The 22,190-nt window shown below is 74.7% G+C and carries 20 protein-coding genes; 14 read left to right on the top strand and 6 right to left on the bottom strand.

Annotated elements, in window-relative coordinates:
- The first annotated feature begins 1 nt into the window (after nt 1).
- The 9 genes from ACIBBD_RS24155 to ACIBBD_RS24195 all read left to right on the top strand — a co-directional run bounded on the left by ACIBBD_RS24155 (nt 2) and on the right by ACIBBD_RS24195 (nt 8,997).
- The gene (locus ACIBBD_RS24155; RefSeq protein WP_399421575.1) at nt 2-1,510 is read left to right on the top strand and encodes an NAD(P)/FAD-dependent oxidoreductase; all 1,509 of its coding nucleotides are present in this window, start codon (nt 2-4) and stop codon (nt 1,508-1,510) included.
- The gene (locus tag ACIBBD_RS24160) at nt 1,507-2,655 is read left to right on the top strand and encodes a hypothetical protein (protein ID WP_399421576.1); all 1,149 of its coding nucleotides are present in this window, start codon (nt 1,507-1,509) and stop codon (nt 2,653-2,655) included. Before ACIBBD_RS24155 ends, ACIBBD_RS24160 begins: the two co-directional genes overlap by 4 nt.
- Complete coding sequence (locus ACIBBD_RS24165) at nt 2,652-3,395, top strand: DUF6182 family protein (RefSeq protein WP_399421577.1); 744 nt, start codon at nt 2,652-2,654, stop codon at nt 3,393-3,395. Before ACIBBD_RS24160 ends, ACIBBD_RS24165 begins: the two co-directional genes overlap by 4 nt.
- Complete coding sequence (locus tag ACIBBD_RS24170; protein WP_399421578.1) at nt 3,388-4,038, top strand: LysR substrate-binding domain-containing protein; 651 nt, start codon at nt 3,388-3,390, stop codon at nt 4,036-4,038. The genes ACIBBD_RS24165 and ACIBBD_RS24170 overlap by 8 nt, the downstream gene beginning before the upstream one ends.
- Nucleotides 4,035-4,916, top strand: coding sequence for an alpha/beta fold hydrolase (locus ACIBBD_RS24175; protein WP_399421579.1), 882 nt, complete (start codon nt 4,035-4,037; stop codon nt 4,914-4,916). Before ACIBBD_RS24170 ends, ACIBBD_RS24175 begins: the two co-directional genes overlap by 4 nt.
- On the top strand, nt 4,805-5,650 hold the full coding sequence (locus tag ACIBBD_RS24180; protein ID WP_399421580.1) for a class I SAM-dependent methyltransferase: 846 nt from the start codon (nt 4,805-4,807) through the stop codon (nt 5,648-5,650). The genes ACIBBD_RS24175 and ACIBBD_RS24180 overlap by 112 nt, the downstream gene beginning before the upstream one ends.
- 260 nt (nt 5,651-5,910) lie before the next feature.
- Nucleotides 5,911-7,056 (top strand): ribosome small subunit-dependent GTPase A, encoded by a 1,146-nt coding sequence (gene rsgA, locus ACIBBD_RS24185; protein ID WP_399421581.1) that lies wholly within the window; start codon nt 5,911-5,913, stop codon nt 7,054-7,056.
- Between the two features lie 86 nt (nt 7,057-7,142).
- On the top strand, nt 7,143-8,534 hold the full coding sequence (locus tag ACIBBD_RS24190; protein ID WP_399421769.1) for a bifunctional transcriptional activator/DNA repair enzyme AdaA: 1,392 nt from the start codon (nt 7,143-7,145) through the stop codon (nt 8,532-8,534).
- Complete coding sequence (locus ACIBBD_RS24195; RefSeq protein ID WP_399421583.1) at nt 8,431-8,997, top strand: methylated-DNA--[protein]-cysteine S-methyltransferase; 567 nt, start codon at nt 8,431-8,433, stop codon at nt 8,995-8,997. Before ACIBBD_RS24190 ends, ACIBBD_RS24195 begins: the two co-directional genes overlap by 104 nt.
- A gap of 25 nt (nt 8,998-9,022) precedes the next feature.
- Here the strand turns inward: ACIBBD_RS24195 and ACIBBD_RS24200 are convergent, their stop codons facing one another.
- Entirely contained in the window at nt 9,023-9,901 is an 879-nt protein-coding gene (locus ACIBBD_RS24200; protein WP_399421584.1) for an NAD(P)-dependent oxidoreductase, read from the bottom strand.
- Nucleotides 9,902-9,998: 97 nt separating this feature from the next.
- Here ACIBBD_RS24200 and ACIBBD_RS24205 point away from each other — a divergent pair, with 97 nt between their 5' ends.
- Complete coding sequence (locus ACIBBD_RS24205; RefSeq protein ID WP_399421585.1) at nt 9,999-10,343, top strand: winged helix-turn-helix transcriptional regulator; 345 nt, start codon at nt 9,999-10,001, stop codon at nt 10,341-10,343.
- A 25-nt stretch (nt 10,344-10,368) separates the two neighbouring features.
- On the opposite strand, the gene ACIBBD_RS24210 is transcribed toward ACIBBD_RS24205, so the two are convergent.
- Complete coding sequence (locus tag ACIBBD_RS24210) at nt 10,369-10,851, bottom strand: DUF456 domain-containing protein (RefSeq protein ID WP_399421586.1); 483 nt, start codon at nt 10,849-10,851, stop codon at nt 10,369-10,371.
- Between the two features lie 88 nt (nt 10,852-10,939).
- Nucleotides 10,940-11,923 (bottom strand): helix-turn-helix domain-containing protein, encoded by a 984-nt coding sequence (locus ACIBBD_RS24215; RefSeq protein WP_399421587.1) that lies wholly within the window; start codon nt 11,921-11,923, stop codon nt 10,940-10,942.
- 477 nt (nt 11,924-12,400) lie between these two features.
- Between ACIBBD_RS24215 and ACIBBD_RS24220 the strand changes: the two genes are divergently transcribed.
- From ACIBBD_RS24220 to ACIBBD_RS24230, 3 genes are all read left to right on the top strand, one after another.
- Nucleotides 12,401-14,458: a protein phosphatase 2C domain-containing protein gene (locus ACIBBD_RS24220; protein WP_399421589.1), complete on the top strand. Its 2,058-nt coding sequence runs from the start codon at nt 12,401-12,403 to the stop codon at nt 14,456-14,458.
- Between the two features lie 76 nt (nt 14,459-14,534).
- Nucleotides 14,535-16,277: a pyruvate dehydrogenase gene (locus tag ACIBBD_RS24225; RefSeq protein ID WP_399421590.1), complete on the top strand. Its 1,743-nt coding sequence runs from the start codon at nt 14,535-14,537 to the stop codon at nt 16,275-16,277.
- A gap of 904 nt (nt 16,278-17,181) precedes the next feature.
- Nucleotides 17,182-17,670, top strand: a complete 489-nt coding sequence (locus tag ACIBBD_RS24230; protein WP_399421591.1) for an ATP-binding protein — start codon at nt 17,182-17,184, stop codon at nt 17,668-17,670.
- A 60-nt stretch (nt 17,671-17,730) separates the two neighbouring features.
- Here ACIBBD_RS24230 and ACIBBD_RS24235 read toward each other — a convergent pair whose 3' ends face one another.
- Entirely contained in the window at nt 17,731-18,777 is a 1,047-nt protein-coding gene (locus tag ACIBBD_RS24235) for a DUF2637 domain-containing protein (protein WP_399421592.1), read from the bottom strand.
- Nucleotides 18,778-19,103: 326 nt separating this feature from the next.
- Nucleotides 19,104-19,961, bottom strand: a complete 858-nt coding sequence (locus ACIBBD_RS24240; RefSeq protein ID WP_399421593.1) for a (2Fe-2S)-binding protein — start codon at nt 19,959-19,961, stop codon at nt 19,104-19,106.
- Nucleotides 19,962-20,121: 160 nt separating this feature from the next.
- Here ACIBBD_RS24240 and ACIBBD_RS24245 point away from each other — a divergent pair, with 160 nt between their 5' ends.
- The gene (locus ACIBBD_RS24245) at nt 20,122-20,934 is read left to right on the top strand and encodes a GntR family transcriptional regulator (protein WP_399421594.1); all 813 of its coding nucleotides are present in this window, start codon (nt 20,122-20,124) and stop codon (nt 20,932-20,934) included.
- A 347-nt stretch (nt 20,935-21,281) separates the two neighbouring features.
- On the opposite strand, the gene ACIBBD_RS24250 is transcribed toward ACIBBD_RS24245, so the two are convergent.
- Entirely contained in the window at nt 21,282-21,983 is a 702-nt protein-coding gene (locus tag ACIBBD_RS24250) for a 2-phosphosulfolactate phosphatase (protein WP_399421595.1), read from the bottom strand.
- Nucleotides 21,984-22,190: the final 207 nt, after the last annotated feature.

Here is a 22,190-nt window from a genome sequence, read left to right on the forward strand (position 1 = left end):
CATGGCGACCGCAGTCATCGCGGGCGGCAGCATCGCCGGGCTGGCCGGCGCCCTGGCCCTGTCCCGGCTCGGGCTGAGCGTCCTCGTCCTGGAACGCGCGTCCGCACCCCCCGAGGGCCCGCTCGACGAGGCGATCGCCCGCTGGGAGCGCCCCACCGTGCCGCAGGCCCACCACTCGCACACCCTCACCTCGCTCGGCGTCCGCGTCCTGCGCGAGCGCGCCCCCGGCCTCCTGGCCGAGGCCCGGGCCGCCGGAGCCGCCCTCCTCGACCTGACCGACGCCCTGCCCGCCACGGCCGGCGACCGCACGCGCCGGCCCGGCGACGAGGACCTGGTGGCCCTCGGCTGCCGCCGCGCCTGCCTGGAGCTGCTGCTCCACCGCGCCGTCCGGGCCCTGCCCGGTGTCACCGTCCGCCACGACACCGCCGTCGCCGCCCTGGAACTGGACCGGCGCACCCCACGCGTCCGCGCCGTCCTCACCACCACCGGCGAGCGGATCCCCGCCGACCTCGTCCTGGACGCCACCGGCCGCAGGGCCCTGTCCCGCACCTGGCTCGCCGACGCCGGTGTCCCGATCGCCCCGGACCGCACCAGCCCCTCCGGCCTGACCGGCTACACCCGCTTCTACCGCCTCGCGTCACCGGTCCTGCCGGGCCCGTTGAACCGCGGCAACGCGGCGGGCGACATCTTCGGCCACTACGCCGGCGTCCTGCACCCCGGCGACCACCACACCTTCTCCGTGGCCCTCGCCACCCTCCCCGGCGACCCCGCGCTGCGCCCGCTGCGCACCGAGGCCGGGTTCACCGCGGCCGCCCGCGCCACCCCGTGGCTCGCCCCCTGGCTCGACGACGACGCGAGCACCCCGATCTCCGGCGTGCGCGCGATCACCAGCCCGCCCAACACCCTGCGCGGCACGGCGGGCCCCGGGCAGCCGCCGGTCGCGGGCCTGTTCCCGGTCGGCGACGCGGCCTGCGTCACCAACCCGCTGTTCGGGCGCGGCATGTCCCTCGCCCTCGACCACGTCTTCCGCCTCGCCGACCTGCTGGCCGAGCAGCCCGACATCACCCTCGCCCAGCGCCGGAACGCGGCCCTCATGACGTACGAGGTGTTCACGCCCTGGTACGAGCACGCGGCGGCCGCCGACCAGCGGCGCATCGCACGCTGGCGGGCCGCCGTCGACGACACCGCGCCGCCGGTCCCCGCCGACGACACCGCCGAGCGGATCGCGGCCGCCGCCCGCACCGACGGCACGGTCTGGCGGCAGGTCACCCGCATGCTGATGTCGCTCACCCCGCCCGCGGAGTCCTTCGCCGGCGAGGCGTTCGGCACCCGCGTCCGGCTCGCACCGGCCCCGGCGCGGACACCGGTCCCGCCCGACCGCACCACCCTCGTCCACCGGGTCGCGGCGGCGGAGGCGGCGGCCCGCGGGGAGGCGGAGAGAGGAAGCCCCCGGGAGGCGGCGGAGGAAGAGGCCCCCCGTGAGGCGGCGGCGGAAGGAGCCCCCGTATGACGGCGCTCGCCGCGGAGCGCACCGGACCGTCCCCGGCCGCCGCGCCCGCCCACCGGGTCCTGCTCGCCCCCGTCACCGTCACCCCGTCCAAACCCCTGACCCCCAGCCACCTCAAGGGGCTGCTGTGGACGGACGTGATGTACCGGGCCACCCGGCCCCTCGCCCACGTCACCTACCGCTACAGCCACACCACCTACCACCCCACCGAACAGACCCTGGGCTTCTGGGAGTTCCTCGACCGCACCCGCGGCGACACCGACTACGACGACCTCACCGAGGAGGACATCGGCGACCTGTACGTCGCCTTCCGCGCCGCACCCCGCCCCGCGCCGCACGCCCTGCGTCCCTACGCCGAGGCGGCCGAACACGGCTGGGTGCACCCCGCGGCCACCCGTGTCCTCACCCTCTGGAGCGGGCACTACGCCCGGCTCGGCCTGCACGATCCGGGCCTGCTGCGCCACCAGCCCCCGGGCCTCGGCCTGGACGCCGCCCTCGACCGCCTCGCCGACCTCGGCATGTGCCTGGACCAGCGGGCCGTCGGCGGCCCCGTCCACCTGGACCCCACCCGCCACGGACTGCCCCTGCGCCGCCTGGTCACCCCCGACGGCCGCCCCAACTACCTGGCCTGCGCCCTGCGCGAACTCCTGCCGCTGGCCGCCGGCTTCGACGAGGTCGTCCTGCTCTACGACGGCGAACTCGACCCCGACTACCAGCTCCTGGAACGCGTCCTGACCACGCTGGGCCCCCGGGTCCGCCGGGTGCCGATCGGCCGGGTGCCCATCGACGGGCAGATCCGCTCCGCCCGTCACGGAGGCTGGCAGGACCTGCACGCCGGGGCGCTCCTGAAGGCCGCCGCCGGCCACGACCCGGCCGCGGTGCGCCTGGGCATGCGGCTGTACTTCATCGCCGTACTGGGCCCCGGCCGGCAGCAGTCGTTCCGCGCCGACCTGCTGGCCCAGTGCCTCCGACGGGCCGAACGCCTCCTGGAGACGGCGGAACCCGAGCAGCCGCGCCCGCTCGCGGAACGCCTCGCACCGCACCGCAAGGACCACACGTACGTCGACCCGTACCGGCTCACCGCCGGCCTGCTCGGCAGACGCCGCGCCGCCCCGGCCCTCGACCTCCTGACCACGGTGTTCCTATGACCTCGACCCAGCGCGCCCTGCGCGAGCACACCGCCGCCCGGATCCGCTCGGCCCGCCCCGGCCTCGGCGCCCGGCACGACCTCACCACGCACGACGGCCTGGTCGCCGCCCAGCACCACATCACCGCCGAGGAGCCGGCCGACGAACAGGCGCAGGTCGTCGTCGTGATCGGCGACCTCGACCTGGCCCACTGGGCCCGCGACACCTGCGCCTTCGCCCTCGGCCTGCCGCCCGGCCCGGCCGCCGCCTGGCGCGCCTCCTTCACCCGCACCGTCTTCCTCGCGGGCAACCCCCGCAACCTGCGCGACCGCTTCGCCTTCGCCCACGTCGGCGACGGCCACCGCACGGCCTGGACCGCGCCCGGCCCCGCCGCCGACACGGCCTCCCTGCGCCGCCTGCTGAAACTCCTCCACGCCCCCGCCGGCCTCCCGCCCGCTCCCGCCGAGCACATCGGCGTGCCCGGCGCCCCACGGCCCGGCCGCGCCCCCGCCCGCCACGGCGTGTACCTGGCCACCGCCGGATGCGGCGTCGCCGAGGCCCTGGTGCACCTCAACCACCTGCTCGTGGAAGCCGTCCTCGACGGCCTGATCGCCCCCGGCGACCACCTCACCCTGCACCGGGTGCCCCGCATCGTCGGCCTGCCCCGGCCCGCCGTCCGGGTGCGCGCCGTCCCCGAACCCCACCTGCCCGGCCGGCTCAGGGCCGCCGCGGCGCTGACCCAGGAGGCCGACCATGCCTGAAGCCACCCGCACCGTCCCCCGCCCCGCCGCCGGCCGGCGCGTCATCCGCTTCGGCTACCACGGCTCACCCCACGTGGCCACCCGCATCATCCGCCGCGCCGGCTGGCACGAGACCGCCGTCGACCTGTCCGAGTACGACATCGCCGCGCCCTTCCACGCCCTGCGCACCGGACGGCTGGACGTGATGACCGCCAAGTTCGCCGTCCGGGAACCCGACCTCGTCACCAGCCGCACCCTCGCCGAGGACGCCCGCGCCGTCGTCGTGGCCGCGGATCACCCGCTCGCCGCCCACGACAGCGTCTCCGTCGAGGACCTCGCCGCCTACGACTGCTTCGACCGGCCCGGAGACCTCCCCGCCTACGTCTGGGACGAGGTCGTGCCCCGGCGCACCCCCGCCGGCCGGCCCCTGCGCCGCCGCCACCGGGTCACCGCCATCCCCGACATGATGCGGCTGGTGGCATCGGGCGCGGCGGTGCACCTGTCCCTGATCTCCCTCGCCGACATCGCACCCCCGGGCATCCGCGTGATCCCGGTCCCCGACCTGCCCCCGGCCCCGGTCACCCTGGCCTGGCCCCGAGGCGCCGGACTGCCCGACCACGTCCGGCGGTTCATCACGGCGGCGGAAGCGGGAGCGAACCGATGACCACCACCGCGGACCGCCTCCCCGTCGTCCTCCTGCACGCCCTCTCCCTCGACGCGTCCATGTGGCGGGAACCCGCGGACGCCCTGCGCGCCCTCGGCCACCCCGTCCTCGCCGTCGACCAGCGCGGCTTCGGCGCCACCCCCCTCGGCACCGCCGAGCCCTCGCTCGACGTCGTGGCCGACGACCTCGCCCGCACCCTCGACGGGCACGGCATCGACCGGGCGGTCCTGGCCGGATGCTCCATGGGCGGGTACACGGCGATGGCCTTCCTGCGCCGCTTCCCCGACCGGGTCGCGGGCCTCGCCCTGCTCGCCACCCGCGCCACCGCCGACAGCCCCGAAACCGCCGCCCAGCGGCGCCGCTTCGCCCACCTGGTCCAGGACGCCGAGCACCGTCCGGCGCTCCTCGCCCACACCACCCCGAGCCTGGTCGGCGCGACCACCCGCGCGAGCCGCCCCCGGGTGCTCGCCCGCGTCCGGGCCGACGTCGAGGCGGCCGACCCCGCCGCGCTGGCCTGGTCCCAGCTCGCCATCGCCGCCCGCCCCGACGCCACCCACGTCCTGGCCGGCGCCCGCACACCAGCCGTCGTCATCGCCGGCGACGAGGACGAACTGGTCCCGGCCGAGGAGGCCAGGCACCTCGCCCGCACCCTCCCCGGCGGACGCCTCGTCACCCTCACCGGCACCGGCCACCTCGCACCCCTGGAGACCCCCGAGGCCGTCGTGCGGACCCTGCACGCCTTCCTCACCGAGATCGGAGACACCGCATGCGCACCGACGACCACCGCCAGTGGGGCCACACCTCCTCGACCGGCCTCGGCTTCACCCACCACACCGTCGTCGACACCCACTTCCGCGCCTGCGAACACACCTACCTGAGCCTCCTCGACGCGGCCGGCCTGCGCCCCGGACAGCACGTCCTGGACGCCGGCTGCGGCCCCGGCGACTACCTCCCGCACCTCGCCTCCCGCGTCACCGGGACCGGCCGCGTCACCGCCGTCGACCTCGCCCCGGAGAACGCCCGCCTCGCCGAACAGCGCGCCCGCGACGGGCGGCTGCCCTGCCCCGTCGAGGTGGGCCAGGGCGACCTGCGCCACCTGCCCCACCCGGACGACACGTTCGACGCGGCCTGGTGCGCCAACACCGTCCAGTACCTCGACGACACAGAACTCTCCGCTGTACTGGCCGAGTTGAAGCGCGTCGTACGTCCGGGCGGCACGATCGCCGTCAAGGACCTGGACGCCCACCTGATCACCGCCCGCCCCGCCGACCCCCACCTGTTCACCGACTTCTTCCGCACCGCGGGCGCCGCCCCCGGCTACGCCCGCCAACTCCTGCGCACCCGCGACCTGTACCGCCACCTCCGGCAGGCGGGACTCGCCGACGTACGCCAGCACACCGTCCTGATCGAGCACTACGCCCCCCTCACCCCCGCGGCCCGCGACTTCTACGCCACGGCCTGCGCCCGCATCGCCCACCAGGCCCTCGGCCTGGGCCTCAGCGACGAATGGCACCGCTTCACCGACCCCGCCTCCCCCCTCCACCCACTGGACGACCCGGACGGCTACATCAGCGAGGGCAATGTGCTGGCGGTGGGAACCGTGCCCGGATGAAAAACGGTCGCGCCCGTGCGCGCGGCCCTCCTAGGATGAGCCCGCTTCCCGCGGTGGCCTCCGGGCCACTGCCACCACCCCGACGAGGAACCAGGAGGTGTGACCGATGACTGTCGCCACGGCGGGTGCTGTCCGCAGCAGCCAGACGTTCGTCCACTCCACCTCCGCGGTCTCCGGCTGACCACCTCTCACCTTTCGCGCCCACGAGCGCGCCGCCGGGACCGCCCTGTGAAGGGTTTCCCTTGAACCTCTCCTCCTCCGTGGATGCCTCTTCCACGGATCCCTCTGCCACGGATCGCTCCTCCGCGCATTCCCCGGCCACCTCGGCTGCCCCGCACCCCCTCGCCCCCTACGGCTGGGACGAGGGATGGGCGGCCGAGTTCGCCGGCCACGAAGGGCGCGGCCTCGTGCCCGGCCGTGTCGTCCGGGTCGACCGCGGGCAGTGCGACGTCGTCACCGGCGACGGTGTCGTACGGGCGGACACCGCGTTCGTCACCCCGCACGACCCGCTGCGGGTCGTCTGCACCGGCGACTGGGTCGCCGTCGACGCCGACGGCACCCCGCGCTACGTCCGCGCGTACCTGCCGCGCCGAACCGCCTTCGTGCGCTCCACCTCCTCCAAGCGGTCCGAGGGGCAGATCCTCGCGGCCAACGTCGACCACGTCGTCGTCGCCCTGTCCCTGGCCGTCGAGCTCGACCTCGGGCGGGTCGAGCGGTTCCTTGCGCTGGCCTGGGAGTCCGGCGCCCAGCCCGTCGTCGTGCTCACCAAGGCCGACCTCGTGTCCGACCCGGCCGCACTGGCGTACCTCGTCGAGGACGTCGAGCGCAGCGCGCCCGGGGTGCCCGTGCTCACCGTCAGCGCGCTGGAGGGAGAGGGCGTCGACCGGCTGGCGGGTGTCCTCGGCCGGGGCACCACCGCGCTGCTCGGAGCCTCCGGCGCGGGCAAGTCCACCCTCGCCAACGTGCTCGTCGGCGCGGACGTCATGGACGTGCGCGCCACGCGCGACATGGACGGCAAGGGACGGCACACCACCACCACCCGCAACCTGCTCCCGCTGCCCGGCGGCGGCGTCCTCATCGACACGCCCGGACTGCGCGGCGTCGGCCTGTGGGACGCCGGCGGCGGCGTCGGCCAGGTCTTCTCGGAGATCGAGGAGCTCGCCCGCGGCTGCCGGTTCCAGGACTGCGCCCACCTCCACGAGCCCGGATGCGCGGTGCTGGCCGCCCTGGACAGCGGTCAGCTGTCGGCGCGGCGGCTGGACAGCTACCGCAAGCTCGTCCGGGAGAACCAGTGGATCGTCGCCAAGTCCGACGCCCGGGCGCGAGCCGGCCTCCGGCAGGACTGGAAGCGGAAGAAGGCCGAGGGGCGTGCGGCCTGGCGGGCCAAGCGGGGGGAGTGGGCGTGACGGCCACCGGCCCGCGGCCGCCCCTCACCACCCCGTCCGATTTCCGCTAGCACCCTCCCCGTCGCGGGCGAACACTGGAACCCGTGATGGACGAGGAGAGCAGGTACGAGGCGGTGCGCAGCAGGGACGCGCGGTTCGACGGCGTCTTCTTCTTCGCCGTCGAGACGACCGGCATCTACTGCCGGCCCAGCTGCCCCGCCGTGACGCCGAAACGGCGCAACGTGCGGTTCTTCGCGACGGCCGCCGCCGCGCAGGGCTCGGGTTTCCGGGCCTGCCGGCGGTGCCGGCCGGACGCCACGCCCGGCTCGGCCGAGTGGAACGTGCGCGCCGACGTCGTGGGGCGCGCCATGCGGCTGATCGGCGACGGGGTCGTCGACCGGGAGGGCGTCGCCGGGCTCGCCGTACGCCTCGGCTACAGCGCCCGCCAGGTGCAGCGGCAGCTCACCGCCGAGCTCGGCGCCGGACCCGTCGCCCTCGCGCGGGCGCAGCGCGCGCACACCGCGCGGGTGCTGCTGCAGACGACCGGTCTGCCGGTCACCGAGATCGCCTTCGCGTCCGGGTTCGCCAGCGTGCGCCAGTTCAACGACACCATGCGGGCCGTGTACGCGCAGACCCCGACCCAGCTGCGCGCCGCCGCCCCACGCCAGGGCCGCACGGCCGCTCCCGGCGCCGGGATCCCGCTGCGCCTCGCCCACCGGGGCCCGTACCACGCGGCCACCGTCTTCGACCTGCTGGAACGGGAGGCCGTCGGCGGCGTCGAGGAGATGACCGGCCCGCCGGGCGACCGCACCTACCGCCGGACGCTCCGCCTGCCGTACGGCAGTGGGATCGTCGCCGTACGCGAGCGGGCGGGCTCCGCCCCCACCTGCGCCGTCCACCCCGGCGGGTGGCTCGACGCGCGCCTGCACCTCACCGACCCCCGCGATCTCACGACCGCGGTCCAGCGGCTGCGGCGGCTCTTCGACCTCGACGCCGATCCCTACGCCGTCGACGCGCGGCTCGGCGCCGACCCGCGGCTCGCCCCGCTGGTCGCCGCCCGGCCCGGACTGCGCGCGCCGGGCGCCGCCGACCCGGAGGAGTACGCGGTGCGCGCGCTGGTGGGCCGCACGGAGGCCGAACGCCTGGTCCGCGCCTACGGCAAGACCCTGGACGCGCCCTGCGGCGGCCTCACCCACCTCTTCCCGGAACCGGCCGCCCTCGCCGAGGCCGAGCCCACCGGCGCCCCGGGCGTCCTCACCGCCGCCCTCGCCGACGGCACCGTACGCCTCGATCCGGGCGCCGACCGGGACGACGCCCAGGAGGCGCTGCTCGCCCTGCCCGGCCTCGACGGCCGTACGGTGGCGGCGATCCGGTCGCGCGCCCTCGGCGACCCGGATGTCGCGCCGCCCGGCGCGGACGTCCCCGACACCTGGCGCCCCTGGCGCACCTACGCCCTTCACCATCTGCGCGCAGCGGAGGAACACCGTGTACTGGACTAGCGTCGACGGCCCGCTCGGCCCCCTGCTCCTCACCGCCGCCCCCGACGGCGCCCTGACCTCGGTGTCCGTCCCCGGCCAGAAGGGCGGCCGGACCGTCCAGGAGGGGTGGCGGCACGACCGCGGCCCGTTCCGCGCGGCCGAGGAGCAACTCGCCGCCTACTTCGCCGCCGAGCTCGAGGAGTTCCGCCTCGACCTGCGCGCCGAGGGCACCGCCTTCCGCGCACGCGTGTGGGCCGCCCTCGACACCGTCCCCTACGGGACGACCACGACATACGGCGAGATCGCCGCCCGTATCGGCGCCCCGCGGGCCGCCGTACGCGCCGTCGGCGGAGCCATCGGCGCCAACCCCCTCCTCGTCGTGCGCCCCTGCCACCGCGTCATCGGCGCCGACGGCTCCCTGACGGGCTACGCGGGCGGCCTGGACCGCAAGGTCCGGCTGCTCACGCTGGAGGGGGCGTTGTGAGGCGGCGCCGGCCGGCGCCACGACATCAGGGACGCGCGAGCAGCTCCACCACCCCCGTCGTGTCCTCCTCCCCGTGCCCGTCGGCCAGCCGGCGCTCCATCAGCGCCATCCACGGCGTCAGCAGCTCCGGGCTGACCCCCTGCTCGCGCGCCGTGCGCACCAGGGTCGCGTTGCCCGCGACCTGCATCGCCAGATTGGACACCACGCCCTTGCCGTAGTCGCCGCTCTCCAGCTGCGCGGCCGCCTGGTGCGCCATGGGAGCCATCGCGCCGAGCCACGACACCAGCAGCGGGGCGAAATCCGACGGGGCGATGTCCTCGCGGCGGATCAGGGCGAAGGCGTGCAGGATGCCCGCGAACATGCCGTTCATCGCGCTCAGCAGCGCCACGTCGTGCAGGGCGGCGAACCCGGCGTCCGCGCCGACGTACACCGCCCCGGCGGGGACCGTGAGAGTCTCCCGATGCTCCTCGAACAAGTCGGCGGAACCGCTGTAGAAGACGTACCCCCCGCTCTCGGGGGCCCCGATCATCGGCGGTACGGCCATGATCCCGCCGTCCACGAAACGCGCGCCGCGCGCCTCGGCCCAGGCCGCCCGGGACCGGCCCTGCGCGGGCGTGCCGGTGGTCAGGTTCACCAGGTCACGGCCGGCGAGGTCCGTCCCCGCGAGGGCCTCACCGACGGACGCGTCGTCGAGCAGGCAGACGACCACCAGCCGGTTCGCCGCCACCGCCCGCGCCGCGCTGTCGGCGACGGTGGCACCCTCGGCGGCGAGGGCCTCGGCCCGGGCCGGAGTGCGGTTCCAGACGGTGACGGGGTGCCCGGCGGCCAGCCAGGCGCGGGCGAGCGCGGCGCCCATGGCGCCGGTGCCGAGAACGGTGATCGGGGAAGGGGTGTTGTCGGTCATGGCCACTAGGCTCGTTCGCGGCGACCGCCCTGCTCAAGTACGTACTTACGAGTGGGTGGTTACCGCCGGGAAAGCATCCAGGCAGGGGAGGGACGGTATGGCGATCGGCCGGCGGCCGGGGGCGTACGTGTGCGGGATCGACGCGGCGATGGACGTCATCGGCGGGAAGTGGAAGGTGCTGATCCTCTGGGCGCTGCACGAGAGGCCGTACCGCTTCGGTGAACTCCGGCGCGGCCTGCCGGGCGTCACCGAGAAGGTCCTCGCCGCCCAGCTCCGCGAACTGGAGGCCGACGGCATCGTCCACCGCGAGGAGTACGACGAGGTCCCCCCACGCGTCGAGTACTCCCTCACCCCCCGCGGCGAGTCCCTCAACGAGGCGCTGGGCCCGCTGGGGGAGTGGGGCCGCAAACACCTGCTCACCGACGCGCCGGCGTTGCAGTAGGCGCCGCCCCGAGGGCCGCGCCGCGTCACCCCCACAGCACCGCTCCCAGCCACGCCCCCATGATCAGCAGGCAGGTGAACAGTTCCGCGAGGACACTGGTGCCGCCCGCGCGCATCGCCGTGCGCAGGGAGGCGCGGGCCGCGCCGGGGCGGCCGAGGCGGAGTCGTTCGGCGAGGTAGATCCCGCCGATGAAGCCCGGGACGGCGCCGAGGACGGGGACGAGGAAGAACCCGAGGAACGCCCCGGCGCCCGCGTAGACCGCCATGCGGCGGGTGGCGCCGCTGACGCGCAGCCGGCGGGGCGGCAGGACCCAGCGCACCGCCTGGGAGACGAGCAGCGCGACCGTCGCGCCCACCAGCACCCACCAGGCCACCGGCTGCGGGTCCTGCAGCGCCCACCACAGGACCGCGGCCCACACCAGCCACGACCCCGGAACCCCGGGCACCAGCACTCCGCACAGGCCGAGCAGGATGACCAGCCCGACCAGCAGGAGCTCCCACACTCCCATCTGTTCAGCGTGCCGGAACCCAGCGGAAGCCGCAGGTCAACACGGCCGCCGCGGCCCACCGCTCCCGCCTGCCGCGCGCGGCAGGCCGCTACCGCTCCCGCGTCACCCACCCGCGTTCGTACGCGTGCCAGCCCAGTTGGAGCCGGGTCGTCACACCCGTCAGCTCCATCAGCCGCTTCACCCGGCGCTGTACGGTCCTCAGGCCCAGGTCGAGCTGCTTCGCCACGCTCGCGTCGGTCAGGCCGGCCAGCAGCAGGGACAGGATCTCCAGGTCGGCGGCGTCGGGGCCGTCCGGGCCCTGCTCGACGACGCCGGCCGCGCCGAGGCGCAGCGGCAGCGCCTCCCGCCACACCGACTCGAACAGCCCCGACAGCAGCTCCAGCAGCCCGCTGGCGTGCACCACCAGCGCGGCCGGCTCCCCGGAGCGGCCGGTCAGCGGCACCAGGGCGAGCGAGCGGTCCGCCACGACGAGTTTCGTCGGCACCCGGTCCACCACCCGCACCTGCTCGTCCCGGCCCAGCGCGGAGGTCAGCTCCCTGATCCCGTCCGGCTGGTCGAGGACCGCCCGCTCGAGGACGACGCGGTAGCGCACCCCACGGGCCGCGGCCTGCTCCTCCGCGTCGTTCTCCACGCCCGTCACGGCCACCGGCGTGCCGGTGACCAGCGCGCACACCTCGTCGCTCGCGCCCAGCTGGATCTGCAGGAAGCGCTGCGCGACCGCCGCGGCGCCCGTCACCACCTCGACCAGGTCGTGCACCGACGGCTCGGCCGCCGCAGCCCGGTACTCCTCGGCGAGCAGCGCGGCCGCCAGCTCAGCCTGCTCCAGCTCGTGCCGCCGCTGGGTGAGCAGCGCGGCCAGCGCGACGCCGGGCGGCGCGGCGACCCAGCGGCCGGGCCGCCCCGACGACTGCGCCACCAGCCCGTGCCGCTCCAGCCGGCGCAGCGCGCCCTCGGTGTCCCGCTCGCCGAGGGCCAGCCGGCGCGCGAGATCCGGTACGTCCGCGGCGCCCACGGACACCAACGCCCGATAGGCCGACTCGTGCGTCTCGTCGAGCCCGATCGCTCCCAGCATCCGGTGCCGTCCTCCCTGACCGCCGCGCCGTGTGTGGCGGGAAGCCGCCACGGCGCAATTCCGCCGCGGCACATCATCGCCCCGGACGGGTTCACTCTGCCAAGGTGTGGCCACGGCGGTCGCCGGTGATCATCCCGCGGCCGTGACCACGAGCATCCGTCACAACGGATCTCCAGGTGAGCGGGGCACATTCGTGCGGCCGGCCGCATCGGTACGGCGCAGGTGGGCACCCGGAACGTGATCCGGGCTCGAGACGCGCAGGGGCGCATAGGGGATCTGAGCCCGGATCACCCGAAGTCACCGGGCGGTTCTCCCGTGGGGGGTGGAACCGCCCGGTGACCTCCCCCACCCCCTCCTCGCACCCCTGTTCGGCATGTCGCTCGCTGTGCCGGTCGACACGCCGGTCGGCGCGGGGGCGGGGTCGCATTTTCCTGATGCCCCGTTCTCACACGGCCCGTGCGGTGGACAATCAGGGGCATGAGTCAGCAGGGGGGAAGGCCCACCGGTCACGAGGACGACTGGTGGGGGCAGTTGTACGACGACTTCACCGAGGACACCGGACCGACGGCCGCCGCCGACTCGCTGGACGACCGGTTCGCCTCGGCGGCGGGGGCGGTGCGCCCGGCGGAGGGGGCCAAGCCGACGGATCCGACGGAGCCGCCGAAGCCCACGGAGCCGCCGAAGCCCACGGATTCAGAGGGTGCCGCGGATCCCGCAGATGCCGTGGATCCGGCGGGCGGGGCAGGCGGCGCGGGCGAGGAGCGGGAGGGTGCGTCCGGCGCGGTGCCGGGGGCGCGTTCCGAGCACCCGGTGCGGCTCGGCGATCCGAAACACACCGGTGGTCCCGCGCGGGCCGAGCGGCCCGAGTTTCCCGAGCGCCCCGACCATTGCGAGCGCCCGGAGCGCCCCGGCCGTCCCGACCGCCCCCAGCGCACCGAGCAGACCGACTGGTGGGCGCCGCAGGACCGGCTCCCGTCGACCCCGCCGACTCCCACGGCACCACCCCGCCCGGCCGCGACTCCACCCCGCCCGACCCCCGTGCCACCCCCACCGGCCTCCCCACCACCCCCACCGGCCACCGCTCCACCCCGCCCGGCCACCGCTCCACCCCCACCGACCCCGGCATCGCCCTCGGCCCCCACCGTCCCGCCCCCGCGCAGCGCAACCGTCTCCCACCCCGCCGAAGGTCCGCCCCCCGGCCGTGACGCGAGCCCTCCCAGCGGGCCGGACCCGAGCCCCGCCCCCGACGCCGCCCCTCCCACACCCCCCACCCCCACCCGTCCCGCCGTACACCACCGACGCGCCCCCTCGGAACCCCCGCAGGCCTCACCGCCCGGCCCCACCTCCTTCCCGCCCGGCCCCCTGCCCCGGGGCTTCGACGAACGGACACCCCACGGCCGGGACCCGGACCCGGCGGATCCTGTCGGCCGTACCTCCACGGATCCGGCGCCGACCCCCTCCGCACCGGCGTCCCCACCGCCCCCACCGCCCTTCGCCCCCACCGTCTCCGCCACCGGCACGGCGACCCCCTTCGGGCAGCCGGCCGGCGCGCCGTCCACCGCGCGCCCCACCGCCCAGCCCCACGTCGGCTCCCGTCCGCCCACCTACGACGCCGAACCCACCGCCCTGCCGCCCGCCGACCCGGACGAACTCGACGACCTGGTCCCCGACACCGTGCTGGACGGCGCCCGGTACGGAACCTGCGTCCTGCGGGCCGCCTCCGTGCGCGGGGACTCCGCGCGCTACCGCGGCGAGCCGCGCCGCGACTCCCTCCTCACCGCCCGCTTCGGCGCCGGCGAGCAGGCGCTGATCCTGGTCGCGATGGCGACCGGCGCACGGGCCACCCCGGGAGCGCACCGGGCGGCCGCCGAGGTGTGCCGGTGGATCGGGCGGGCCGTGGGCCGCAGTCACGTCCGGCTCGCCGAGGACATAAGGGCCGGGCGGCGCGGCGACCTGAAGTCGGGCCTGCACCGTCTCACCGACCGCAGCCTCGGCCGGCTCCGCGCCGCCGCCGCCGGACAGGGCCTGGAGCCGCAGGAGTACGCGGCCACCCTGCGCTGCCTCCTGCTGCCCGCCGACCCCGCCTGCCGGACGCGCGTCTTCTTCGGCGTCGGCCCCGGCGGACTGTTCCGCCTCCGGGACGGCGCGTGGCAGGACATCGAACCGAAGGCCGGCGAGGTCGCGGGGGAGCCGGTCGTCGGGTTCGGCTCCCCGCCCGCCGAGACGCCCGAGGGCGACCGCCTCACCATGGACCTGGGCATCCCGACCCCGCCGAGCCCGTACGAACCGGTCCCCGGGCCGCCCCGCGAACCCTTCCGTTTCCGGGCCTCCGTCGCCCGGCCGGGTGACAGGCTCCTGATGTGCACCGACGGCCTCGCCGAGCCCCTGCGCGGCGAGCCCGAACTGCTCGCCTGTCTGGCGGAGCGGTGGTCCGAGCCCGTCCCGCCCGGCCTCGCCGCCTTCCTCGCCGACACCCAGGTCCGGGTCAAGGGGTACGCGGACGACCGTACGGCCGCCGCCGTGTGGGAGGCATGACGGCGTTCGCCGTGAATTCATGGAACCCACAGGGGTCCCGGGGGATCCACGGACACCGAAGGGGCAGGAGAGCAGCATGGCCAAACAGAACGTCGCCGAACAGTTCGTCGACATCCTCGTCCGCGCCGGAGTCGAACGCCTCTACGGCGTCGTGGGCGACAGCCTCAACCCGGTCGTGGACGCCGTCCGCCGCAACGCGGCCATCGACTGGGTCCACGTCCGGCACGAGGAGACCGCCGCCTTCGCCGCGGGCGCCGAGGCCCAGATCACCGGGAAGCTCACCGCCTGCGCGGGCTCCTGCGGGCCCGGCAACCTGCACCTCATCAACGGCCTGTACGACGCCCACCGCTCCATGGCGCCCGTGCTGGCCCTCGCCTCCCACATCCCCTCCAGCGAGATCGGGCTCGGCTACTTCCAGGAGACCCACCCCGACCGCCTCTTCCAGGAGTGCAGCCACTACAGCGAGCTGATCTCCAGCCCGCGGCAGATGCCGAGGCTGCTGCAGACCGCGATCCAGAACGCCGTCGGCCGCAGCGGCGTCAGCGTCGTCTCCCTCCCCGGTGACATCGCCGCCGAACCCGCCCCCGACAAGGCCGCCGAGACCGCCCTCGTCACCACCCGGCCCACCGTCCGCCCCGGCGACGCCGAGATCGACCGGCTCGCCCGGATGATCGACGAGGCCGACCGGGTCACCCTGTTCTGCGGCAGCGGCACGGCCGGAGCGCACGCCGAGGTCATGGAGTTCGCGGGGAGGATCAAGTCCCCGGTCGGGCACGCCCTGCGCGGCAAGGAGTGGATCCAGTACGACAATCCCTACGACGTCGGCATGAGCGGCCTCCTCGGCTACGGCGCCGCCTACGAGGCCACCCACGAGTGCGACCTGCTGATCCTGCTCGGCACCGACTTCCCGTACAACGCCTTCCTGCCCGACGACGTCACCATCGCCCAGGTCGACGTCCGGCCCGAACACCTCGGCCGCCGCTCGAAGCTGGACCTCGCCGTGTGGGGCGATGTGCGCGAGACCCTGCGCTGTCTCATCCCGCGCGTGGCGGAGAAGCAGGACCGGCGCTTCCTCGACAAGATGCTGAAGAAGCACGCCGACGCGCTGGAGGGCGTCGTCAAGGCGTACACCCGGAAGGTGGACAAGCACGTCCCGATCCACCCCGAGTACGTCGCCTCCGTCCTCGACGAACTCGCCGACGAGGACGCCGTGTTCACCGTCGACACCGGCATGTGCAACGTGTGGGCGGCCCGCTACATCTCGCCCAACGGCCGCCGCCGCATCATCGGTTCCTTCTCCCACGGCTCGATGGCGAACGCGCTGCCCATGGCGATCGGCGCCCAGTTCACCGACCGGGAGCGGCAGGTCGTGTCGATGTCCGGCGACGGCGGATTCTCCATGCTCATGGGTGACTTTCTGACCCTCGTCCAGTACGACCTGCCGGTCAAGGTCGTCCTCTTCAACAACTCCTCGCTGGGCATGGTGGAGTTGGAGATGCTGGTCGCCGGACTGCCCTCCCACGGCACCACCAACAAGAACCCCGACTTCGCCGCCGTCGCCCGCGCCTGCGGCGCCCACGGGGTGCGCGTCGAGGAACCCAAGGACCTCCCCGGCGCCCTGAAGGAGGCCTTCAGGCACAAGGGCCCGGCCCTCGTCGACATCGTCACCGACCCCAACGCGCTGTCCATCCCGCCCAAGATCAGCGCCGAGATGGTGACCGGGTTCGCCCTGTCCGCCTCGAAGATCGTGCTGGACGGCGGAGTCGGCCGCATGCTCCAGATGGCCCGCTCCAACCTGCGGAACGTGCCGCGGCCGTAGGGCGCCGACGCCGGTGGCGCGGGCTCAGCCGGCCAGGGGAACCCACGTGAGGGAAGCAGGGGAGCGGATTCCGGCCAAACTTCGCCGCCGCAGGCGCGCCCGACAGGGGGCAGGGACCGCGGCGCCGGGGCGGGGCGCCCGGGTCCCGTGACGGCGGACCCGCCGGGGATCCCCGCGTACCCCGGCTGCTCCAGCGCCGTGTCGGCCGTCCCGCCTCCACGCCTCGCCCTCCCCATCCCTTTCTCCCCGCCCCTCCTCCCCATCCCTTCCTCGCGTACGGCCACGTCGGCAGCGGGGCATGGGGCGGGTGGCCGATGCCCGGCGGTCAGGGTGTCCCGCCGTCGCGTAGACCCGCATGCGTGCAGGTCGGCCGGATCGAAGGCCGACCCGCAGAGTGTGTGCACCGGCTCACCTCCCTGGGCGGGGGCGGCGACCGCCGGTCGGCGGCCGCGCGGGTGCGCGCCCCTCGGGGGACCGCCCGCGCCGCCGTACGGCAGCTCCTGCGCGCCGAGGCCGGCCCACTTGCCGGGGAGCCGGCTGTCCACCGTGACCACCCCGGCGACCAGGGCATTCGCCGGTCCGAGCCGGTCACGGAGGGCTCATGGGCGGCCCGGAGGGACCGGTCCACCGCCACCGGTTCGCCGGCCGCCCGTCCTCACGGACGGGGCCCGGCGTCCGCGTCCCGTTGCGCGCTCGGACGCCGCGCACGGCACGCTCACCGGTGGTCCGGGCGGCGGCGCCGGCCTGTCATCTGCCGTTGGAATGCCCCCCTGGCCCGCCCCGACATGGCCGAACACCTGGGCGTCGCCGATTGGACATGACTGGCCCAGGGCCCACGGGGCAAGCATCCCCGTGAACGTGTTCGAGCAGGAGGGGAACCGACATCGGCACGCGGGCGGGGGTCATGAAGAGGCAGGCACGAGGCAGCGGTTCGACCGTGATCGCGGGTACCTCGGCGGGGGAGACAGCGGAGGACAAGGCCGACGGGGACGGGCAGACGCGGGCGCAGGCGCCCCAGCTGCGGCGCAGACTCGGACGGGCGGACCTGAGAGCCGTTCCCGAGACGCGCCGGGCGCTGCGCGAGATGCTGCGGCACTGGGGGAAACCCGGACGATCGGACATCGCGGAACTGCTCACGAGTGAGCTCGTCACCAACGCGCTCGTCCACACCGACCACGAAGCGGTCCTGACGGCCACCGTGGGACCGGCCGGTCTGCGGGTCGAGGTGCGGGACTTTGTCTCCCGCCGCCCGCAGCCGCGGACGCCGAACACCGGCGACGGCACGCACGGCCGCGGCCTGGTCCTGGTGCAGTCCCTCGCGGACGCCTGGGGGGTCCGGGCACACGGGGTCGGGAAGGCGGTCTGGTTCGAGCTGGGCGCGGACGCGGCGTGAACCCACGGGAAGGGGGCGCGACCCATCGGGTCGTGCCCCCTTCCCGTGCTCGCGTACCGGTCAGCCGAACTGCTGCTCCAGGTCCTTGAGCTTGCGCTCCAGGGAGTCCAGGCGCGGCAGGGCCATCGTGTCGTCCTCCGCGGTGAGGTCGACGGTGATCGGGTCAGAACTCTGGCGTACGGGCTGCAGGGAGGGCCGTGAGGGGACGGGCAGCTGCTCCGGCGCGCTCGCTATGGCAGGCTCCGCGGAGACTCGATCGCCGGCCCGTTCCAGGGTCGCCTGTCCCTCCAGCTGACGCCCGCCGCGGCCCGGGAAGCCCCGGTGTCCCCGGCTGATCGCCTTCAGCTGCGCCCGCTCCACGCGCTGCTGCTCGCGGCGGTGGCGGCGCGCCTGCTCCTTCTGGCGCTTGTCCTCGCGGACCTCCTCGACGGCCTCGTCCAGGCTGCGCACGCCCTCCAGGAGCATCAGCGACCACGCCTTGTAGGTCTCGCGGGGGGCCCGCAGCCAGCGCACGACGCGGATCTGCGGCAGCGGGCGCGGCACCAGGCCCTGCTCGCGCAGCGCGGCCCGGCGGGTCTGCTTCAGCGCCCGGTCGAAGAGCACGGCCGCCGACAGCGACATGCCGGCGAAGAAGTGCGGGGCGCCGTCGTGGCCCAGGCCCCGGGGCGCGTGGACCCAGTTGAACCAGGCCGCGGCGCCCGCGAACGTCCACACGAGTATCCGGGAGCCGAGCGCGGCGTCACCGTGGCTGGCCTCGCGCACCGCGAGGACCGAGCAGAACATCGCGGCCCCGTCCAGGCCGAACGGCACCAGGTACTCCCAGCCGCCGGACAGGTTCAGGTTCTGCCGGCCGAAGCCGACCAGGCCGTGGAAGGAGAGCGCGGCGGCCACCGCCGCGCAGCAGAACAGCAGCACGTAGGAGGCGGTGCCGTACAGGGCCTCCTTGCGCCTGCGGCGCTCCTCGCTGCGCTCCCACGAGTCGTCCGCGCTCGCGTTCTCCCCGGAGGAGCGCTTTCCGCGCGCGAGCACCGCCACCGCCGCCAGCATGCCCAGGAGCAGCACGGCGCCCGGAAGCAGCCAGTTCAGCGATATGTCGGTCAGTCTCATCTGGGGTCCCTTGCATTGGGATAGGGCGTAACGCCCGCCATAGTGGCCCAATCCCGCCGAGCCTCAGGGGGTTTCGGGGCAAGAGGCCGCCAAGGAGGTGCAAGGGAATGCCCAGGGCGACGTTCTGCTCGAACTGCCGCTTGAGGGGCGGGAGTTGAGTTCGAACAAGACTACCCGTACGGGTGGTTCCACGGAAAGTTCCTGTGCCTGGTGAGGGAATGGTGAAACACCTGTCACCGAGCGGGAGTCTCGTTCGGGTGATCTTACGGGACGCGGCGGAGGGCAGCGGTCCGGGGGTGCCCCACCGGCGCCGGTCCGAGGGCCCGTCAACTCACCGCGGAGGCCGTGAGCTTGCTGACGCGGTCCGCGTCACAGGTGCGCGGGCAGGTGGCGCAGGTGTCCTCGGGGCGCACCGTGTAGAACATGCAGCAGCTCGCCCGGTCCCGGGTGGGCAGCGACTCGCCGTCGGGTCCGGTCAGCTCGCGGAAGGCCGCCGAGCCGACGTACGGCCGGGTGGCGCCCGGCAGCAGCAGCTCCAGCTCGCGCCGCGCCCGCCGCTGCTCGTCCTCGCCGAGCAGGTGGGCGACGTACCAGAGTCCCTCCACCACCTCGTCCGTGACCATGCCCCACAGGGCGCGCCCGCGCCGCCGCGCCCGCGGCCCGAAGCCGGCGAGGACCGGTTCGTGGTGCTCGGCGATCGCGGCCCGGACCTCCGCCCGCAGCGCCTCCTCGTCCGCGACCACGCGGGCGCCGGGCAGCGCCGCCGCGGGGTCGTCCGGCAGACAGGCGAACGAGGCGGGCGCGCGGACGGCCATCCGCATGCCGTCGCCGGTGCGGTCGTACGAGACATGCGTCACGGGGAAGCGGGGCACCCGGCGGTGCAGGAACCACGGGACGGTGATCAGCAGACAGGCGGGCCAGGCGTAGCGGTGCAGTCCGAAGCTCGCGACGACGTCCGGGCGGGCCTTCTGTCCGTAGTCCCGGACCACCTGGGCGTCGTCCCAGGCGAGAAAGGCCTCCAACGCCGCTCCGCCCTGCGCGAGGTCGGCCGCCGCCACCCAGCCGCCGCCCCGCGGTGCCGGCTCGCCGTCCCGCAGTTCCCGGACGGTGAGACCCGGGAAGACCTCCGTGAGACGGGCGTAGGCGTCCGTCACGGGCGACGGCGCGCAGGGGTGTGCGGGCATACCGGAACCACCGATCCACGAGTGAGTGCGAGGTAAGCCTTACCTTACTCAGTATGGGCGGAATTTGAACTGACGACCAGTACGCCTAATAAGGTGCTTGACGGACGAGTAACAACCCGCCGTAATGACCCCAAGTACCGACACGTCCCGAGGAGGACCCGTGGAGCAGAGCGCACAGGGCTTTGCCCGGGCGGGGATCCCGGACGGACGTGCCGACGCGGCCAGGGTGCCGGCGCAGCCGCGGGCGGCGGAACGCGGGCGTGGCCCGGCCGCCCCGGCTGGGGACGCGCGGGTGCCCGGCGCCGTGCGCGGGGAGCACACGCACAGCGAGGTGCCCCTGCCCCGGCCCGTCGTGCAGCGCGCCTCGGTGCGCGGCCAGATCCTCGACGCCCTGCGCACCGCCCTCGTGTCCGGGGACCTCGTCCCGGGCGAGGTGTACTCGGCGCCGGTCCTCGGCGAACGCTTCGGGGTGTCCGCGACGCCGGTCCGCGAGGCGATGCAGCAGCTCGCGCTGGAGGGCGCGGTCGAGGTGGTCCCCAACCGGGGCTTCCGCGTGATCGTGCGCGGCACCCGCGAGCTGGCCGAGCTGGCCGAGGTGCGCGCGCTCATCGAGGTCCCCGTGATGCTCCGGCTCGCCCGGACGGTCCCCGCCGAACGGTGGGCCGACCTGCGCCCCCTCGCCGAGGCCACCGTCCGCGCCGCGACCTCCGGCTGCCGTGCCACGTACGCCGAGTCCGACCGCGCCTTCCACCGCGCGGTCCTCGCCCTGTGCGGCAACCAGCAGCTGGTCGGCATCGCGGAGGACCTGCACCGCCGCTCGCAGTGGCCGCTGGTGGGCGGCCCGGTGACCCGGGGACGCGCGGACCTCGTCGCCGACGCGGCCGAACACCTCGCGCTGCTGGAGGCTTTGACGGCGGGCGACCTGGACGTGGTGCAGGCGCTGGTACGCGAGCACTTCGCGGGCGCGGGCTGAGGACGACCGCCTCGCCGGGGAGCGCCCAGCGCGCGGCCGGGTCGTCCACGTGCCGGCCCGCCCCCGCCCCTTCGAGGACACGGTTGGCGAGTCCTGGGCTGAACGTCGGTCCTCATGCTCCGTTGTGGTCGTGAAGGCCGACGTTGTGTTTGGGGAGGGTGTCGGTGTCGTTGCACGTCAGGAAGATCGACGGGGTTCCGGAGGAGACGGCGCGGGTGGCGCCGGGCTGCGTTTCCGAAGGGCAGCCTGGGGATGCGGATCCGTGATGAGTTGGGCGAGTGCAGCTGGTGCCGCATACCCGACCGGATGCCGGCTCTCGCATGGCGAGAGTTGGACCTCACCAGCAATCAGATCGACGCCTCGTCGGTCAGCGAAAGTACGGCGCACGGACGGAGGACCATGAGCGAGTCTTCCGAGGTCGCCACCATGGCAAAGGGGAACCGGTCGAGCTCAAGACAGAGTGCGACGTCATCAGGATGGACTCCTTGACGCACACCCTCCGCCAGCTCGGCGGCGGCGCGCGACTCGGCAGCGCGGCGGACGAACTCAGAAGCATCCGTCCCGGCCTCGGTGGCCCTCCGAGCGATGTATTGAGCGCACGCCAGATCCTCATCGGCCTGCCCATCCTCGCCAGTGACCACGAACGTGACACTGTCACTCTTGCGTGTCCGCAAGAGCCGAGCCGTTGCCTCCGCCACCACGAAGCTGGCGCACAGCACCAGCGACGCCTCCTTGACCGCGAGGGCACCGACCGTCCCTGCCGTGGTCTTCTGCACAACGGTCCGTCCGTCAAGGTCAACAGACCGCAGCAGGCCCGGCGAGTTGACGGTGTCGAACCCTGGCGCGGGCGGACCGTCTTTGAGCGCCACCCAATCCTGGTGGCGAGCCTTGAGTGCCAGGGCTTCGTCCAGCGACTCAGCAAGAACGATCTTTTCAGCCCCCTGGGCAAAGGCCCAGGCAGCCACGGTGAAAGCACGCATGACGTCGACTACGACCGCCACGGACGGGGCTTCGACCAGCTCAGGGATGCCAAGGAAACGAGAGTCCATTCCGATCATGATCGCGCATGCCCGACCCCAAGCACTCAGAGAGTGATACGCATCACATTCACGGTCTCGGGACGCAACACCTCCGGCTGCCTGCGTCGCGAAAGTGGTCCGCAACGGCCCGCCTGCTCAATCGTCACACGGGGTCACCCGCACACGGCCTCTGCAGGCACAAGGCGCTCCCCCTCCGTCGCCGCCACGCCCGATGAC

This window comes from Streptomyces sp. NPDC051315, from assembly GCF_044455165.1.
In the GTDB taxonomy this organism is placed as follows: Bacteria; Actinomycetota; Actinomycetes; order Streptomycetales; family Streptomycetaceae; genus Streptomyces.